At 34.3% G+C, this 18,245-nt stretch carries 12 protein-coding genes and 1 pseudogene; 1 reads left to right on the top strand and 12 read right to left on the bottom strand.

Translation table 11 applies throughout. From position 1 onward, the window contains the following. The 12 genes and pseudogenes from HW347_RS19950 to HW347_RS19895 all read right to left on the bottom strand — a co-directional run. Window positions 1–972 (bottom strand): annotated as a pseudogene (locus tag HW347_RS19950) (hypothetical protein); the annotation flags it as partial. Between the two features lie 176 nt (window positions 973–1,148). Continuing rightward, on the bottom strand, window positions 1,149–2,231 hold the full coding sequence (locus tag HW347_RS19945) for a heparin lyase I family protein (RefSeq protein WP_214613484.1): 1,083 nt from the start codon (window positions 2,229–2,231) through the stop codon (window positions 1,149–1,151). A gap of 307 nt (window positions 2,232–2,538) precedes the next feature. Beyond that, a complete protein-coding gene (locus HW347_RS19940) occupies window positions 2,539–3,531 on the bottom strand; it encodes a heparin lyase I family protein (RefSeq protein ID WP_214613483.1) in 993 nt (330 codons plus the stop codon). Between the two features lie 66 nt (window positions 3,532–3,597). Next, a complete protein-coding gene (locus HW347_RS19935; protein WP_214613482.1) occupies window positions 3,598–4,710 on the bottom strand; it encodes a glycosyltransferase family 4 protein in 1,113 nt (370 codons plus the stop codon). 63 nt (window positions 4,711–4,773) lie between these two features. Continuing rightward, window positions 4,774–5,874 carry a glycosyltransferase gene (locus HW347_RS19930; RefSeq protein WP_214613481.1) on the bottom strand — a complete coding sequence of 367 codons (1,101 nt, stop codon included), beginning with the start codon at window positions 5,872–5,874 and terminating at the stop codon, window positions 4,774–4,776. A 45-nt stretch (window positions 5,875–5,919) separates the two neighbouring features. After that, window positions 5,920–7,050: a glycosyltransferase gene (locus HW347_RS19925; protein ID WP_214613480.1), complete on the bottom strand. Its 1,131-nt coding sequence runs from the start codon at window positions 7,048–7,050 to the stop codon at window positions 5,920–5,922. Between the two features lie 78 nt (window positions 7,051–7,128). Further along, complete coding sequence (locus HW347_RS19920; protein ID WP_214613479.1) at window positions 7,129–8,316, bottom strand: glycosyltransferase; 1,188 nt, start codon at window positions 8,314–8,316, stop codon at window positions 7,129–7,131. A gap of 88 nt (window positions 8,317–8,404) precedes the next feature. Beyond that, window positions 8,405–9,766: an oligosaccharide flippase family protein gene (locus HW347_RS19915; protein WP_214613478.1), complete on the bottom strand. Its 1,362-nt coding sequence runs from the start codon at window positions 9,764–9,766 to the stop codon at window positions 8,405–8,407. Window positions 9,767–9,780: 14 nt separating this feature from the next. Then, window positions 9,781–10,842, bottom strand: a complete 1,062-nt coding sequence (locus HW347_RS19910; protein ID WP_214613477.1) for an O-antigen ligase family protein — start codon at window positions 10,840–10,842, stop codon at window positions 9,781–9,783. A gap of 358 nt (window positions 10,843–11,200) precedes the next feature. Then, window positions 11,201–13,717, bottom strand: a complete 2,517-nt coding sequence (locus HW347_RS19905) for a GumC family protein (protein ID WP_225902003.1) — start codon at window positions 13,715–13,717, stop codon at window positions 11,201–11,203. Window positions 13,718–13,820: 103 nt separating this feature from the next. Further along, window positions 13,821–14,642 carry a polysaccharide biosynthesis/export family protein gene (locus HW347_RS19900; RefSeq protein WP_214613475.1) on the bottom strand — a complete coding sequence of 274 codons (822 nt, stop codon included), beginning with the start codon at window positions 14,640–14,642 and terminating at the stop codon, window positions 13,821–13,823. A gap of 100 nt (window positions 14,643–14,742) precedes the next feature. After that, entirely contained in the window at window positions 14,743–16,134 is a 1,392-nt protein-coding gene (locus HW347_RS19895) for an exopolysaccharide biosynthesis polyprenyl glycosylphosphotransferase (protein WP_225902002.1), read from the bottom strand. A gap of 787 nt (window positions 16,135–16,921) precedes the next feature. On the opposite strand from HW347_RS19895, the gene HW347_RS19890 reads away from it, so the two are divergent. Then, window positions 16,922–18,244 (top strand): ATP-dependent 6-phosphofructokinase, encoded by a 1,323-nt coding sequence (locus HW347_RS19890; protein WP_214613473.1) that lies wholly within the window; start codon window positions 16,922–16,924, stop codon window positions 18,242–18,244. Window position 18,245 lies beyond the last annotated feature (1 nt).

Below are 18,245 nucleotides of genomic sequence, written 5' to 3'. Positions count from 1 at the left end.
TACCTCTTCTTCAACTACTTCCTCTTCAATAACCTCTTCCTCGATTACCTCTTCTTCAACTACTTCCTCTTCAATAACCTCCTCCTCAATTATTTCTTCTTCAACTACCTCCTCTTCAATAACCTCTTCCTCGATTACCTCTTCTTCAACTACTTCCTCTTCAATAACCTCCTCTTCAACAACTTCTTCTTCTTTAGTTTCGTTTTCTTCATTAGTCTCAGTTGGAAGATTTTCTTCTGTAATAGGGTCGGGTTCATTAAAAGTAATAAGATCGGAACCAACCGGAACTGTATATTCAATAACTAGGGCACTTCCTGGACTATTTATGTCTTCCTTTGCAGAAAAAGCCAGGTCATCGCCATCCTTGTGATCTAAAACCAAAGTAGAAAGCGAAGGTTCTAAATGAGTAGTATCTAAAGCTATGGAAATAGTATTTTCAATTCTATATTCTTGATCTACTACTCCAAGTTGCACACCTTGTTCGGGAGCAGATTTTTCTGAGAGTTCAGTTTCCGTCCAGTCATTAGATTCACCTTTAAATACATCAATCTCCCCATTACCGTCATCTAGATGGATAACAAATTCCAAATTTGCACTGATAATATCACCACCAATAGAATCAATAGGACTTAAATCGAACATTAGATAACTCTTGCGCTGCTCTTCTTGCAATCTTATTACAGCCTCATTATATCCAATACCATTTTGGATATAGGCATCGTGTATTGGATAAAAAATAGCAGTTCTACTTTCCACTTCAACTGAATCTACAGCTTCTTCAATAAGTTCTATCACTTGTTCTTCCGCTACTTCAACAGGCGCATCTATCTCACTGTCAATTACAGGGGCCGTTTTATTTAAGACAGCATCATGAAGTGTATCTACATCTTTGTTGCAAGATAAATTGAGTAAAAATGTGACTACTACAAAGCATATGGAGTAGGCCAATGTCTTTTGGGGGTATAATTTCATAAGGTTTCTCTTGGGGCTTTTCTACTTTTGAAAAATAACTACGACGCTATATACGCACAAATGACACGAAAAAGTCGACGTAAACCATAAAAGATCGATGAAGTGCACAAAATAATTTATTGTGCACTTCATCGAAAAAAAATTATCCTAAGAGAAATATGTTATTAGGAAAAAAACTAATTAGGTGATACTAGGGCATATGAATCTTTTCCGTAGTCTAAATCGCCAGGTTTTCTAGTTATCATCCGCAATGGTCCCATAAAAGTTTCAAGATGTGAAATTCCTTGATTTTGAGATAGCGCTACAGCTTCAGCATCTGCCCATGGCCATTTATAAATACCCCATTTGGCATTACCCCCCCATGGATAAGCTTTATAAATGGTAGCTACCTGTTTATTATAAAGACTTTGCCCATTAATCCAAACCTGTAATAAGCCATTGCTAGTATCTCCCCAAACTGCATGAACAACAATATTAAATGTTTCACCAGCTTTTGGAGTAATACCGGTAGGATGATAATCTTTTCCATTTGCCGCATTTATAACAAATATCTCTCCAGCATTATGCCCGTTGATTTGACCATCCTTAATAATCATTAATTCTGTATGAGGTGATTCTCCTACTACACCAGGGTGAACTTGAAAAAATAACCAATGATTGCTTTTATCTATAATGTAATCCGAACCAAAAGTATAACTCCAGCCAAACCATTCTTCGGTACCTTTAGAATGATTTACTTTCCAGGGTTGTGTACTAATTTCTGCACGCATATTAAAATCGCGGGAACACCAATCCTCCACAGCAGGGTAAGTAGGGTTTAAGCTAAACTTAATTTGACCGTCTTCGACAGAAACTTGCTTTTCATAACACTCAGAATCCACTTTTAATTGACCATCACTAAAAAGCACACCTTTTTTATTTGAATATTCTGGAATAGTGGAATCTTCCCAACACCAAGTTTTGAGTCCGATTTCTTCTGCGGAGCCTCCCTTTGTAAAACAACCCATTTCTGGTACAGATGCCGAAGTGTCTCCTGGTGATGGATTTTCTTCTTGATTATTTTTTTGACTTTCTAAAATTTCATCTAGTTCACTTTCAGTATCAGTTCCAGCATCAATTTCATCAGCCTGAATCTCTTCTTCATCAATCTCTTTCTGTATTTCTACACTTTTAATCTCGCCTTGGCCAAGGTTATCTTTACCACACGATAAAACGGTAAGAGCGCATAGATATGCAATGGTAATCTTTGGGAATTTCATAAATACTATATAAATCTGTATTTAGGATTTGGTAGGTCGCCTCCTAAAAAAGATGTGTTTAACTTTTAAGTTCTGTCATACGGGATATTTTAATTCTTTAGAAAATTTTTACAAAAACACTCATTAGAATTTATCTTATTTCCAGTTTAAATCTAACGGGCATAATATGGAATTAGTGCAATGAAGAGATGCAGTACATCGAAATAATATATTTCTTTAAAAACTGACCTATAAAATGAAGACTTAGCACTGTAGAAAGCTAAGGTTACCTATGCGAATTACAACAAAATAAAGATGTAGAAATTCTTTATTTAGGAGCAACCATTTGATATGCATCATCTAAATAATTAAGCTCACCAGGTTTTCTTGTGACTATTTTGAGTGGGCCCATAAAAGTTTCCAAATGATCTATTCCTTGCAAAAGTGATTGTTCCACACCTTTACTATCCGACCATCGCCATTTATAAATACCCCATTTTGCATTACCTCCTACCTCATTAGAAGCTCGCACTGTTCTGACATTACGACCATGCACTTTTCTACCATCTAGCCACACCTCTAATAATCCGTTATAAGAATCACCATAAACTACATGAACAACGATTGAAACCGTTTGACCGGCAAGAGGAGTAACTCCTGTTGGAGAATATTGATTCTTGTATGCACTAGCATTATTTACCACATGAATTTCTCCGGGCTTACCGCTACCAGGACCTTTATTATTCATACACCACAACGCTACTTGAGGGGGGAGACCTGTAGTACCCTCGTGTATTTGAAAGAAGAGCCAAGGTACTTTGGAGTCAATACTATAATTATCTCCAAATGTATATGTCCAACCAAACCATTCTTCGGTACCTTTTTCTTGATTTACCGGCCAGGGTGCTGTACTCAACTCTGCCCGATAATTATATTCTTTCGAACACCACTTAGCTGGCTTGGGTTTTTGCGGATTAACACCAAATCTTATCTGGCCATCAACAATAGATATTTGATTTTCAGAGCACTCAGAATTTAACTTTAATTGTCCCTTTATTAAGTTAGAACCTTTTCTTCCTGAATATTTAGGTGTAGTAAAATTCTTCCAACACCACTCTTTGAGGCCGCTTTCATTTGCCTTTCCTCCTTTAGAATGGCAATATGCAGTAGTGTCTAATTTAGTAAGAGAAGTTGTATTGTAATTAATTGGAGATAAGGAATCAGAAAAAAAATTATCTGTAGACACGTACACGGTCGCAGTAGTAATAGCTAAAAGGCCTATTATACCAATTAGAATTCCAAAACCAGAAAAATTCCTCATTACTAAAATCTTTACCACTGTAAAATAAGACAAATTAGTTTAGCCCTATAATTCTTAGCTTACAGTTTAGATACTATCATAAATGGCGCTATATTCATGAGTAATCCTATCCCAAGTATATTGATCTTCTACCTTTGCTTTAGCATGTTTTCCTAATACCTCAAAATCTTCACGATTATTCTCGGCCCAAAGTAACTTTTCTGCTAAATCATCAACATTTTTGTTTTGGAAGTACAAAACATCATTACTATCAAAGACTTGTGTATTCTCTGGAATATCACTTGCTACAATTGGTTTTCCTGCACTAGCAACCTCTAGCAACATAATAGACATACCTTCTGTCTCTGATGGAAAAATAAAGTACTCACTTTGCTCAACTAGCGCCAAAAGGGTTGGCAAAGGGCTTACAAAACCTAAAAAATGAACATTTAAACCTTTACCCAACTCCCTAATTTGCTTTATGTAAGCAGGGTAATTATCCAACTCACCTGCCACAAAAATATTCCCTTTATAATCTATTTTCTTATATGCCTTTAACATGGTATGAAGACCTTTTGTGCCCATTATTCTTCTTGCTGCAAAAAGAACGAATGGTTCATCAGGTCCTACGTTTTTTGGCCAGAAACCTTTTGCTGCCTCATGATCAACTTTTTCCATTAAATTTATACCGTTTGGTATAAATTTAACATCTACATTATTGTTTTCTTTATAAAACTCACATAAAGGCTTAGAAATGGCGGTCTTAATACCTGTAAAGTTTAAAAATCGCTTTTCTGATATTTTGAAAAACCACTTAGCAACCCTACCCCATTTATCTCGTTTGTATGGTGCCTCATGTGCTGTGGCTACCACCTTCGCTTCTTTACTCAAGGCATTCAAAAAGAAAAAACTATCAATCTTATGCGCGTGAATTATATCATATTGCCCTTTTATTTTAATATGCATACAACACAACCAATAATACATGAACACTCCCAAGCTTCCCAATTTTATCTCAGGAAACTCTATGACGTTAACTCCTTTTATGTGATTTTTAGCCATTTCATTATTATAACAGTAAACCGTTATATCATATTGATCAACAAGGTTGAGAATCATATTCTCTGCCACACGACTAGTTCCTCCCCTAGAAGGAAAATATTTAATACCAAAAAAAGCTATTTTTTTCTTTACAGCCATAGTCAAAGATTTGAAATCTTTTGAATTAATGTTACTCGATTATATTCTTCTGTTAAGCGCAATTTACTGTAACATATCTTGGTAGAGTTCATAATATGCAGAAGTCATCTTCTTTAAACTGAACATCTCATCAATTCTATTTTTTCCTTTTGCTCCCATTTGCTCTGCAACCTCATTATTATCTAATAGATACAAAACTTTCTCTGCCAAAACTTCGGGTGCGGAATTAGGAATTAAAAAACCTGTATCACCATCATTTACAATTTCATTAGTTCCTCCTCCAGTAGTTGCGACAACCGGTTTGCCCAACGCCATATATTCAAGAATAGAATTTGAAATTCCTTCTCCATGAACATCAGTATTTGTAGCTAAGATTCCCACATTAAAAAGATTTACTAGCGACTCCACATCACTTCTAACACCCGTAAAAACAAATTTTGACGCATATTCTTGAGGAATCATTTGCTTACATTTTTCAAGGTTAGGACCATCACCTATAGCCATAAAAACTACATCTTCTCGACTATCCAAAATACGTAAACCCGCATTTATAAAATTTGCAAAATCTTTTTTATCGGTAAAGCTTGCGACCATACCAACTACTCTTTCATTAGCTAAGCCAAACTCTTCTCTAAGAGATTCAGGATTTTTTAAATTATCTATTCTTTTATTACCGAAGCCATTGTATATACAAACTCTTTTCTTTTCAGGTACGCTATACGCATCTAAACCAGCCAACGAATTACCCAATATAACCTTAGAGAAAGGAAAAGTTAGCCTAGCCCTGAGTAAACGCTCATCAAAGAAACCCATGTCTTTTGTTGCGTTTACGATGTTTCCGTTAATTATTTTAATACCTAATAATACAGAAGCAGGAATAGCCAAAATAGTAGACATTGTACCCCAACTATGAATTACATCCGGTTTGTAACTCTTACAAAACTGATAAAGCTTGTAAAAAACCATGGGATTTTTTTTAGGAACCCTTTTCATGATTGTTATTGGAATACCGAGTTCAAACACTTCTTTATAGTGCACTTTGTCAGAAAATGTTACCAGAGACAATTCTATATCTTCATGGCTTTTACATCCCTTTATAAGTTCAATCAATCTTCTTTCTCTGCCTCCCGAAGTAAGACTATCAATAAGTAATAATACCTTCATTCAATGTTGGTCTACTATATTTTTATTGCAAGTGTGGTTAACACTCTAACTTACGTTTACATTTTCAAGACAGACGTTACCCTTATCTATTTTAAATGTTTCTATATTTTCTATTAGTTTTAAATACTGATTTTGAAATGCTTCATAACTGAAATTTTCCACAAGATGGTTATAGCTTTCAGCTCCCATTTCAATTCTTTTACTTGGTAACTTTACAAGATTTGCAAGATGACCCGATAGAGTCTCAGCGTCACCTATCTCAGCAATGAAACCAGTCTTCTTATGAACTACGAGTCTTGAATTATCTCCTGCATCTGTTGCTACAACCGGCAAAGCACAATTCATAGCCTCCATAACTGAATTTGAAACCCCTTCAAAAGAAGAAGTACACAAATACACATCGGACTCTTCTAATAGTTTATAGATATTTGATGGGTTAGTTACAAGTTCAACTTCACTTGTTAACCCATATCGCTGTATATCAGCAACAATATTATCTTCCTCAGGCCCTTGACCTACAATTTTATAATGAAATCTATATTCGTCTCCCAATTTTGTTTTGAGTTCGTGAATACATTTAAGAGCAACATCATACTTCTTTTGCTCTACCAACCTACCCATACTAATTATAGAAACTGATTTGTTAGTTATCGCATTTCGTTCTTGAAAAGGCTTAATATCTATACCATTGGATATTACAAAAACATTCTTTTTAAATCCAAAATCTTGCGACGAACAATAAGCCGCAAAATTATTAGCAATGGTATAGTCCAGAAAATAATTATTTACGGCCCTTAAAGCCATAAATTTTAGCTTGGGCATATAACTATTTCTAATCCCTCCAAAAGAATATGATACACCTGCCACCTTACCACATAAACCAGAAAAAATAGTATCTGTAGGCAAGAATGAAAAAACGATATCTATCTTTTCTGTTTTCAAAAATTTCATAAAATTAACTGCATTAGCCAACACATTTGGTGACATTACAATGTGATTAATTTCTTCTTTTTGAATAAACTTCACGTGAGACTCATACGATGGTTCTGGCTTAAGAATTACCACCGTAACATTATGGAAAGGCTTAAGTGCTTTGGCCAACAGCAGGCATTGCTTCTCAGCACCCCCACGCCCTAATGAGTTTATAGTAATACAGATATTTTTCTTTTCTGTCATAGCGACCTTTGCAATTGATATAGATATTAGAGTTATTGATTTATTACCTACAAAGTAATCATTTGATTATCGGACGTTTTACAGGCCCTCTATAAATTTATTCAAACGTGAACCATGTGTTCTATAGTCAAACTCTCTTAAACCCAACTTCTGACCATTAAGACCTATCTCTATAGCTTTTTCTGGATTGTCTACCACAAATTTCATTTTCTGCGCAAAAGCATCAATGTCATAGGTATCAGCCATCAAAGCGGTTATTTCATCTTCGAAATAATTAGGTATTTCTCCAATATTAGTTGTGATAACTGGGTTTCCAGAAGCTAAATATTCTCCAATTTTATGTGGAAATCTTGATGTATCTTGAATTGTTGGTCTAAGCGGAATAAGTAGTGCCTTTGCATTTACATACAAGCTTACTAAATCTGAATATGGTATGTTGGAAAATAACTGTATAGGATTGGTTTCGAACATATTGTTCATTTCTTGCTGAAACCTAGCTACTTCTTTTTTGCTCTCGCCGCTTACAATCATATACAACTTTACGTTTTCATCTTGTGCGATACGTTTATAAGCTTCCAAAATGAAGTCTATAACCTCCCGGTAAGAAATACTGCCACAGTACAAGAAATATGGCTCAGATGGCTCTCTAGCTATATCAAACTTATCAAAATCGCATACAATGGGCAATTTTAAGTTAGGCTTGGTTGGACATGCATCACCATAAAAACTCATTAACTTGTCACTAATGGGAAGGGCTCCATCGTAAAGTTTAACTACCCATTTATCCAGCACATAATCATTAACCTTTCTTGAAAAACTTCTTTTATGTTGCATTGAAGAAGCCATTTCGACGAGGTTTATAGCTATTGGAAACTTGAATAGGGAACCAAAAAAAAGATACCGAAAAACGTGTATTAACTTTCTGTTGGATAGTATAGCCATGCTAATTTCACCTTCTTGCTTCAACTTTTTCAAATACTGATACTCTCCATAGACCCCTCTAAACTTCTGTAAATTTCGGTTAATGAAACCACTTGGCTTATGAACTTCTTTAGAAGTATAAATATAATTGATGCCCTCGTATACACCTTCATATTTAAAGTCTGGATGCTCCCCTTTGTTCCAGGAACCTTTGCGGCATATAATCGTTGCTTTAATATTTTCATGGAGCAATGCCCTTGCCATCAAAGTCATTCTCTGAACTGATGCCAAGCCATAAGGAAACCTAGCTTCTCCTAGAAAAATAACATGTTTTTGATTCTTCATATTCTGTTCTGCAAAAACTATAGTTGGTGTATATTTTGATTTGTAAGCGATGTTCTATCGGCTACGTCTATATTGTGGGCCAAATTTTTTATTGTGCCCATATGCCTCTTTCTTTTTTAGCTAATATTTTCATAACCTGAATTGGAGCTAAAATGGCCAACGGTATCAAGCAAGCTACGGTACCTAAAACAATACCTATCACACCAAGGTTTAGAACTTTGACAAAGAACAATGATGCAGGAATGTTTATTACGGCCGCAAAAAGATAAGCGTACATCTGAATCCTTATCTTACCTGTTCCATTCAATACAATACTAAAAATATTAATCCAAGTAACCAGACAGACGGATACGGCTACAGTAATTGAAATACCAATTGGTATTTCAAGATTACCTTGTAACCAAAACTTATAAACAAACGGTGAAATCAATACCATAATGACGGCAAGCACCAAAGTAACAAACCATACTTTCACCACCGTTTTCAAAGATTTTCTCATCCATTCTATATCTCCCTTTACATATGCTTCGATATTGGAAGGCCAAAGTTGATTTGTGATAATCACAAAAAGAATCATAAATATAGAGAGGTACTTATATGCTGCTTCATACTGAGGCACTCCTTCTAAGGATACAAAACTTGCAATTAAAAGGTTGTTAGTCTGATGTATTACAAGAAGAGATATTTTGATAAGAAAAAATTTAACTCCCAGGGAAAAAAGATCCTTAAAGTAATCCAATTTCACAGCCTTAAGTGTTGGTCTATACTGACTGAATTTCCGCCTAAAAAAATAAAGTCCAACAAATAATGGCACTAAGGCAAACGTCATAGCCTTTGCTGTTCCAAAAAGAAGCAAAGAGTCACTCATTACATATGGTATCAATAAAATCAACACCAAAAAAGAAGCCTTAGTCAATAAAGAAAAATACTCTACGTACGCCATTTTCTGCAACGCGTAAAATATCTCATAAACATTACGGGTTACAAACCTAACGCCAAAAGCAACAATAATTACCGCTCCCAACATTTTTACTTCCTCAACCATATCGGGAGCTATATTAAGCCACGCCGTCCAAGGAAGTATAAAGTTTAAAGCAAGTAAAACGAACGTTAGTAGGGTTACTATCCCCCCTAAAACGAAGTAAGCGGTACTAACATAATGCACAGCTTCCTTTTCTTCATCTCTAGCAATAGCTTCTCCAAACTTGTTTCTTAAACCTAGTCCTATGCCAATATCGAAATTTAAAAACCAATCTATGGTAGATAAAAGGGTAAGGTATATCCCAAATTTCATGGCTCCTAGGTAATCCAATGACAAGGGAAAGTATAGAAATCCAATTAAGATTCCCAACCCCTTGATGATAATGGTCAAAAAAATATTCTTTTTAGCCTTTGATGTCCTTCCGTTACCTTTTCCGATAAGACCTTGTACCTTTTCTAATAATTTCATACGTAAATCTTGGGCTATTTTAAATACTCAGTTTTGGGGCGAAGAATTTTAGTTTCTTCAATTTTTTGTATTCCCATACCCATACCAATATGTACCGCGTATAGCACTGAAATGTAGGATAAAAACAAAAACGTATTAGTAAGGTTACCTACCATAAAAATTACACTTGCTAAAAATGGAATTACAAAATATAAATTATTCTTAAATGACCTTGAGTAGTAAAGTGTTGATAACAACACAAACAACGTAAAGCAAATAGATGCTGGCACCCCATACTCAAAAAGAGATTGAAAATAGCCGCTATGTAAACTTCCAGTAGTGGCCGTAGCACGATCCCTGTCTCCGGTTATCCTCAACAGGTTTATGTAATACACATCATTTTTTAAGCCTCCATAACCTAACCATGGTTTCTTATGTATATTATTCAACACCATATTATAATACCCTTTTCTACCTCCAACGGAATCCGTAAGTCTATCTTTTACGACTGCACTATTTGCTATATCTTGATAATAGAAAATAGTAACACACAACAGCATGGCAAGACCAGCAAGACCGGCAAACAGTATCTTTTCTAGAGCCACTTTATTAATAAAAATTAAATAGGTGACTAACACTAATGCAAGTATTATCCAACTCATTCTCATGAAAGATGTTACCACACCAATAGAAAACAAAATAACAAGACCTGTTTTCAAAAGGTTGTTCTTAATTGTTGTAAATACCCAAACAATAGCAATGATTAAAAAATAGGAATGAAAATACTCTGTACTAAAAATACCATTGGACCTTATTACAGAACCAAAAGCAGCTCTATTGTCTCCAATTCTCATGAAATATGGCTCAACGCCTAATTGTATAATTGCGACTACAGATGTTACGACAGCTCCTATTACAATGGATTTTCCAATTAAATCATAGGTTGGCTGGTCTGCCATTAGTTTTAGACCGATAAGTATAATAACAAATGCGAAGGACTCTAAGATTGTTTTTAAAGCGTCCCCAGGCCCAACTTCATCAACATTGACTCCTATAGAAATGGTGAGCAACACAATATATAAAGCAAGAGGTATCATGAATAAAGGAGTTCTCCTTTTAGAAGAAGATGGAAGTTTTTCCTTAGACAGTAAGGTCTTCCTAACTATAAAAAATAGAAGTAGAAGATATATAAGCCTAAGCGGCTGTATTTCAAAAAAACTAAACCCCGGAATCTTAATAGTCAAGAGTTCATTTATATTTCCAGTCAAGAAATAAAACGACAAAAGAAAACCCTCCAATTTATACTTGGAATCACTCTTATAGGTCAAATAAAAGGCAGTAATACCAGCAATTACAAAGTATATGTAAAAGTGTTCTAAGTGTGCCCCAGGCCATTTAAAATGCTGTCCGTAATTGTTCATTGCGACTTAGAGTCTATCAATTTGATAAATAAATCTATACTGTAAAGGACTTATCTACCAATTGTTTTTCTTTGTTCAAACCATACTTCGCTTCATACCCATATTTATGATCTTCTTTAAGGGCATCATTAAAAATGATATAACTTTTCTTCTTTTTATCTCGTGGAATTAAATTATCCAAATCTTCGAGAAATTCAATTTTAGAAACGTTTCTTCTAACCACAAACAGGTTAATATCCATCACATCTAAAAGCAATAAAAAGTCTGAAACTAAACCAACAGCTGGTGTATCAAGAATTACATAGTCATACTCTAATTTGAGTTTCTCAATTAGTGATTTCATCTTATCACCAGACAGTAATTCCTGAACATTACCATCTACTATTTCTGTAGGAATAAATTTTAAATTACTCACTCTCTCGTGCGAATGAACAACCTCATTAACAGAATTTATTTCTCCTTTTAAGTAATTTGACAACCCTTTACCCTTTATCTTACGGATACCTTTAACTAAACTTGGATTTCTTAAATCTGCATCTACAATAATGGTTTTTTTACCCGCCTCGGCAAGTGTTATACCTAGATTAATCGCACTATACGTTTTACCTTCCTCCGGTAAAATAGAAGTTATACCAATAACTCCTTTACCTGAAGAATTAACAAGTTTTAAATTTGTACTAAGGTCTCTAAAAGATTCTTTAAGTTTCCAAAGAGACACTTCTGAATCGGCTTCGGAGGTTTTGAAATTTTGGCCGACAAAATCGAACAATTTCCCACTTCCCTTTATTTTTCTAGTTATCTTCTGAAGTTCTTCCCCTATAAAAGGAATTTTAGATGATTTTTCTTTTGTTCCATCATCATAGTGTATTATGCTTGCAATAATTGGCATATCACTATTAGCCATTACTTGATGTACATTTTCAATAGTATCATCTGGTGAAAAGAAAATCATCCACCCAAGAGGTATTAATGCTCCTAATACGAAGGCAAGCGCCAACAACAATGATTTTTGAGGAGCCACTGGCCCACTACCTTCCATTCTGGCTTCATCTAAAATTCGTGTATCAGATGTACTTTCTGCTCTAGCTATACCTGTCTTAGCCAACTCTTGACTCAAATACTTATAAAGGTTTTCATAGAGCGTATTTTGGCGCTGTATGTTTAATAATTGAATTTCTCTTGTTGGCAAAGAACTAATTTCTTCATCTATACCTTCTAACTGTGAGGTAATACCCCCTAAAGCTGCTTGTGACGATCTCACTGCGCTTTTTAGATTGCTTAACAATATTTGGGTAGACTCTTGAATTTGACCATTTAAAATGGTCATTTCTTGATTATTACTGGTAACGAAAAACTTCTTTTTAGAACGTTCTGCATAAAGGTTTTTCAGCTCCTGAATATTCTGATTAATAGAAGCATCTTCAACACCAATACCAGAAGGCATTATAAAATCATCACTATTCTTATTATTACGTACACTTCGTATAATAGAATTATAATAGTTAATGTTCATCTTAATCTTAGCCGCCTCAACCTGCAAGTTATTGGTCTGATCGAGTGCATTTGAAGCTGTAGCACCTAAATCCATGGCCTTTTTATCTATTTTGAATGCTTCTAATTCTACTTCAAACCTTGTTAAAGAATCAGATATAACACTTAATTGATTTCTAATAAACGCTTCTTTACCAGCCGCTATCTCATTTCTAGAAGAAAGCTCATTGTATACATAATTTTCTGTCAGTTTTTTAAGAAAACTAACTTCCTTGCTAACGATAGGTCCAGACGAAACTATTTTAAAAATACTAGCTTGTATGTCAATATTATCAGCTTCAAGCTTACCCATGTAGCCTTTAGCTACACTTTCTACGTTACTAACTTCAAAGCTTAGATTATCTCCATCAAAATCTTCTTGGCTAACGCTATACTCTGGTTTATTCAAAGTAAATGTAAAATACTCGTGCTCAACCTTATCTCCAAACTTAAACTCCTGAGAGAAATCAAAACTTCTTTCTACATTCCTAACTGAGCCATTAACTGGGTTGGATACACCAAACTCATCACCTTCAATAGTTAGTTTATAACTATCTCCAGACAGTATTTCAATTTCAAAAGGAACACCATACAATTGAGGTTTGGAACGATCTAATTGTACTTCAAAAGGGAAATAACCATATCTCTCTTTTGACGAAAATAAACTTGATGTATGATAAGACACATCAAAGTTTAAATCTTCTATAGTTTGTCTTATTAGACTAAAGGATTTCAAAATACCTATTTCGTTATACAGGTTTTTTTCCATCTCTATTAAACTCACTCCACCGTCTACATATTTACTATCTCCCAGAACACGGTTTGTACCTTTAGAGTCAATAAGTACCGATGTTGATACTTCATATATTGGCGTAGCCGCCGCTATATAAATCAAAGCCAAAAGGAGGAAGAAACCAATACTGGCTATAAAGAACATTTTGTTCTTATACATCTTCCGAAAAAATAATTTTAAGTTAATCTCCTGCTGAGGGTTAACTTGATTATTCTTATTCTCTTTCATTACGTTGTCATTATTATTTTACTCAAGTGTAAACATACTTTTCAATGTTTAAACCATCATGAAATTCAAGTCTGATACTTAAGAAAATATCTTGATTTTTTATTTAGTTTGAATTAAAACTCAACACTAAAATAGTGGTGGATATCGCAGACAATACCAAACTGAAAACCCCTAAGTTTCTTTGAAAAAGGTTTTCCTTCGATGTTTCAACATACAATACATCATTAGGGTGTAGAAAATAGTAAGGTGACCCTATAATATCAGGACTGGTAAGATCTAAATCAACAACAATAGATTTATCACCATGTTGACGAATCAATTTTACATTCTTACGCTTACCCGATATGTTTAAATCTCCTGCTGCGCTTAAAGCCTCAAAAATAGTAGCTTGTGTATTATAAATATAATTAGTTCCTGGATTTTTAACATCTCCTAAGACAGAAACTTTAAAACTCGTTATCTTAACAGACACCACAGCATTCAATAAATATTTATCTATCTCGGTCTGTACCAAATCCCTTATTTCCTCTATGGTTAAATCCTGCACCTTTAAACTACCTACAATAGCTAAATGTATTGAGCCAGCCTTATCAACTGTATAGCCAGTTAGAAATAAAGAAGCTGGATTGGCCTGTAAATTTATATTAGCTACTGTTGCGTTATTAAAATACGCCACTTGATCAGGATCTCTACTCTGAACTTTAACGCTTAATACATCATTAGGCTGAACACCGTATTCAGTAGGTCGCAAACGTAAAGTCATTTCATGACTTTCACTTTGAAGATAATTAACTCCTTTAGAAGTGTAACAAGATGTCAACGTTAGAGTAACCAATACTATAATGATGCGTTGTATAGATAACACCCCATATATACTTTTAAAAAAATTGATTGCCGGTTTTTTCATGCCTGGTTTAATTGTCATGTTTTAAATTTTACTTTGGTCTATTTTTTTTGATTGTTTCAAGCTTGAATAGAACATACGTTTAGAATCAAAATATTGATCAAGCCTCTAGAGGATATTTCTAAAATGCTTTCTTGTGATGGCTTCCAAAAATCGTTAAGAAAATTATTTTTAAATCTAACCATGGGCTCCAATTTTCTATATACCACAAATCGTGATTTACTCTTTGGTTCTTCTGTTCATCAGTAACAGTTGGGCCACGCCATCCGTTTACTTGAGCCCAACCGGTAATACCCGGTTTAATATAGCTTCGAACCATATAATGGTTCACACTCTTTCTAAAATCGTTTTGTAAATTTATCCTATGTGGCCTTGGACCAATAACACTCATCTCTCCTCTAAGCACATTAAAGAATTGCGGTAGTTCATCCAAATCTCCCTTTCTTAAGAACTTACCTACACGGGTTATTCTAGGGTCATTAACTATTGTTGATTGCATGCCACTCTTAGGGTCTTGCGATACTGACATAGTTCTAAATTTAAAACATTTAAATGTTTTACTTGCTTCACCTTTTCTACTTGGAGTATAAAAAATAGGTCCTTTAGAATCTATTTTAATAAGAATAGCAATAATTAGAAATAATGGTGAAAGAAGAAGTAACACAAAAAAAGCAAAACAAAAATCAAACAATCGCTTCAATATAGTTGACCTAAAGTGATCTAAAGGTGATTCTCTAAGCTTAAAGACAGCAAGATCACCCATTGTAACGGCTTTATAATTTTTTGACTTAAGAAGCGGATTTTTAGGAATTAGCTTTACACGTACTCCAAAACTATCCGCTATCTTAATAGTCTCCATGATTTTATCATATTTCATACCTGCCATAGCTATAAAAATATCGTCTATACGATTATTAGCCAAGGCTTCTGATAAATCATCAACACCTCCAAAAATATTAAAATTCATAACATTCTCGGGCCTATCCTCTTTGTTCTCCAAGTAACCCATTATATTATAACCATATTGGGTCATTGCACTGGTAAAACTTTTAATATTACTATCATCATAACCAGAACCTATAAGCAACGTATCAGAAAAAAGATGCGAAGCTCTTTTCTTCAAATACCTTAACAGATACTTATGACTAACTAAGTTAAGATAGGAAAATATAAAGATAGGAATTATAAAAGTTGACCTAGGGAAATATCTGATTTTCAATAAAATAACCACACTAATCACAAAGCCCACGAAGAAAAATAGGGATGTAACAATACTCTTAAAATAACCAAAGTTAGGATCAAAATAAAATTCGCTATTACGGATGTACATAATAATTACCAACCAAGTAATATTGTATATAACCATTAAACGGACCATATTGAAAAGAATGGCTGTATCACTAAAAGTGAAATCCGGTAGATTGAACATGAAACAAATAGTCAATACTACATTCAAGAGAACAAACTCAAACGCCAGTAAATTTATAAGTATGAACCTATTTTTTGAATTCATGGGGGGGGAACTAATTTTTTAAGATAAAAATGGTTACAACTATCCTTTAATGCTTAAAGCAGCTACCAAATATATGAATGAATTAATTAACATTTGACGATTATTACCTCTACTACGATAATTGACAGAAATATTAGTCAATCGGCATTTTATTAAGTAAAATTTTATTAGATGTTTAGGCGATTTCACATAAACACCATAAAAATTCTCTCATCTAAAAATTTTTCAGTGCAGAATTAGGAATAGTATAATTGAGGCTCAGACAAGATAGCATATTTTCATCCATTACTTACTATAAACCAGATAATTACACTTAAACCTTCCATAAAACTAAAACGAAGTATGAAAATTAGGTATTGCCCAAGTTGTTTCCATTATTTTACTTACCAATTCCGAAACCAAATCATTTTATATATCTGAATTCCAATTTTATTTATTTAAAATAACACATTCAACTCACTTACATACAATAGAAAAAGCCACATTTAAAAACTGGTCTTATCTCACACAATTAACACCTTTAAAAACCAAAAATACTATTGCAAAAATTTACTCAAATCATAACCTCAGCTCACATAAAAGCACATTCTATTACCAAGCCTTAGAACAATGAAGATTTTTAAATCCACACTTTATAAATCTTCAATTACTCGTGAATAAACTGAGTTAAAAGCACTTATTATGCTATATTTTTTCGGTTTATATAAAAAATTGATTTTTCTGGTCTGCGTAAGATATACTGCGTAATTTTAAAGCAAGTTATGTGTACATAAAACCAATCAAGACTATGAGCTCTGAAACTAATTTTAATATTTCCTCATTAGGAGCAAATACTTTCTCTTCTCCCATAAATCTTAGTAAGACCACAGGAGATAAAATATTTAACTTCGTAGAAGAACACGATAGAATTTTAGCAGACGTTTCCCTAGAGAGTTTTAATACTTGTATTGAAAACAAAACTAGCCCTGCGTGTTTGGAAAAAGCTGGACCCAGAGAAAAACTCTTTTTTGATTCTAAAAAAACTACGGCGGCAATTGTTAGCTGCGGCGGACTTTGCCCTGGAATAAACAATGTTATACGAGGTCTTGTCATGGCTTTACATTATTTCTACGGTGTAAAACGGATTCTTGGTGTGCAATATGGTTATGAAGGTCTTATTCCTGAAAACGGGCACGAGTTTATAGACCTCGTCCCGGACAAGGTAAAAGACATACATGAGTTTGGAGGCACCATACTTGGTTCTTCAAGAGGTGCTCAGTCTGTAGAAAAAATGGTAGACTCCCTTGTAAAAAATAAAATCGATTTATTATTCACCATTGGTGGAGACGGTACATTAAAAGGTGCAAATGCTATTGGTGATGAGATAGAGAAAAGAGGATTAGACATTTCAATTATAGGTATTCCTAAAACGATTGATAATGACATTGATCTTATTGACAAATCCTTTGGCTTTGAAACCTCGTTTGACGTGGCAAGCCCTATTATTAGGGATGCACATAATGAGGCCACAGGAGCATTCAACGGTATTTCTATCGTAAAACTAATGGGTAGGGATAGCGGTTTCATCGCAGCTTCTACTGCAATTGCCATGCCCGTAGTTAATTTTGTTTTCGTTCCAGAAATGGACTTTCAGCTTGAGGGTGAAAACGGTTTTTTAGAGGCTCTCAAAAAAAGGCTTAACCAAAAGCGCCATGCCGTAATCGTAGTGGCCGAAGGAGCTGGCCAGCATTTATTTGGTGAAGACAGTAAGACCTATACAGACGCATCTGGCAATATTATTCATCAAGACATTGGTTTACTATTGAAGCACCGTATTAAGGCATATTTTGATGCCGAAGACATGAAGTGTACTATTAAATATATTGACCCTAGTTACATTATACGTAGTGCTCCCGCCAATGCCAACGACAGTCTTTTCTGCAATAGATTAGCCTACCATGCCGTACATGGAGCCATGGCCGGAAAAACCAAATTTGTTGTGGGTAGGCTAAATAACAAATTTGTTTATCTGCCCATTTTGAAGGTTGTTAATAAGCGAAAAAAGATTAATATGGAGGGTGAATTCTGGTTTAGCGTCTTACAAAGTACTGGCCAACCTTTTACCATGTAAA

This window comes from Zobellia barbeyronii, assembly GCF_018603515.1.
Lineage (GTDB): Bacteria > Bacteroidota > Bacteroidia > Flavobacteriales > Flavobacteriaceae > Zobellia > Zobellia barbeyronii.
Note: the sequence above shows the minus strand (reverse complement) of the source record. Positions and strands in the feature narration are given on the sequence as shown.

Excerpts from the sequence above, each read along its gene's own strand:
- HW347_RS19945 (WP_214613484.1), bottom strand. The coding sequence starts at position 2,231 with ATGAAATTCCCAAAGATTACCATTGCATATCTATGCGCTCTTACCGTT.
- HW347_RS19940 (WP_214613483.1), bottom strand. The coding sequence starts at position 3,531 with ATGAGGAATTTTTCTGGTTTTGGAATTCTAATTGGTATAATAGGCCTT.
- HW347_RS19935 (WP_214613482.1), bottom strand. The coding sequence starts at position 4,710 with ATGGCTGTAAAGAAAAAAATAGCTTTTTTTGGTATTAAATATTTTCCT.
- HW347_RS19930 (WP_214613481.1), bottom strand. The coding sequence starts at position 5,874 with ATGAAGGTATTATTACTTATTGATAGTCTTACTTCGGGAGGCAGAGAA.
- HW347_RS19925 (WP_214613480.1), bottom strand. The coding sequence starts at position 7,050 with ATGACAGAAAAGAAAAATATCTGTATTACTATAAACTCATTAGGGCGT.
- HW347_RS19920 (WP_214613479.1), bottom strand. The coding sequence starts at position 8,316 with ATGAAGAATCAAAAACATGTTATTTTTCTAGGAGAAGCTAGGTTTCCT.
- HW347_RS19915 (WP_214613478.1), bottom strand. The coding sequence starts at position 9,766 with ATGAAATTATTAGAAAAGGTACAAGGTCTTATCGGAAAAGGTAACGGA.
- HW347_RS19910 (WP_214613477.1), bottom strand. The coding sequence starts at position 10,842 with ATGATACCTCTTGCTTTATATATTGTGTTGCTCACCATTTCTATAGGA.
- HW347_RS19905 (WP_225902003.1), bottom strand. The coding sequence starts at position 13,717 with ATGAAAGAGAATAAGAATAATCAAGTTAACCCTCAGCAGGAGATTAAC.
- HW347_RS19900 (WP_214613475.1), bottom strand. The coding sequence starts at position 14,642 with ATGACAATTAAACCAGGCATGAAAAAACCGGCAATCAATTTTTTTAAA.
- HW347_RS19895 (WP_225902002.1), bottom strand. The coding sequence starts at position 16,134 with ATGAATTCAAAAAATAGGTTCATACTTATAAATTTACTGGCGTTTGAG.
- HW347_RS19890 (WP_214613473.1), top strand. The coding sequence starts at position 16,922 with ATGAGCTCTGAAACTAATTTTAATATTTCCTCATTAGGAGCAAATACT.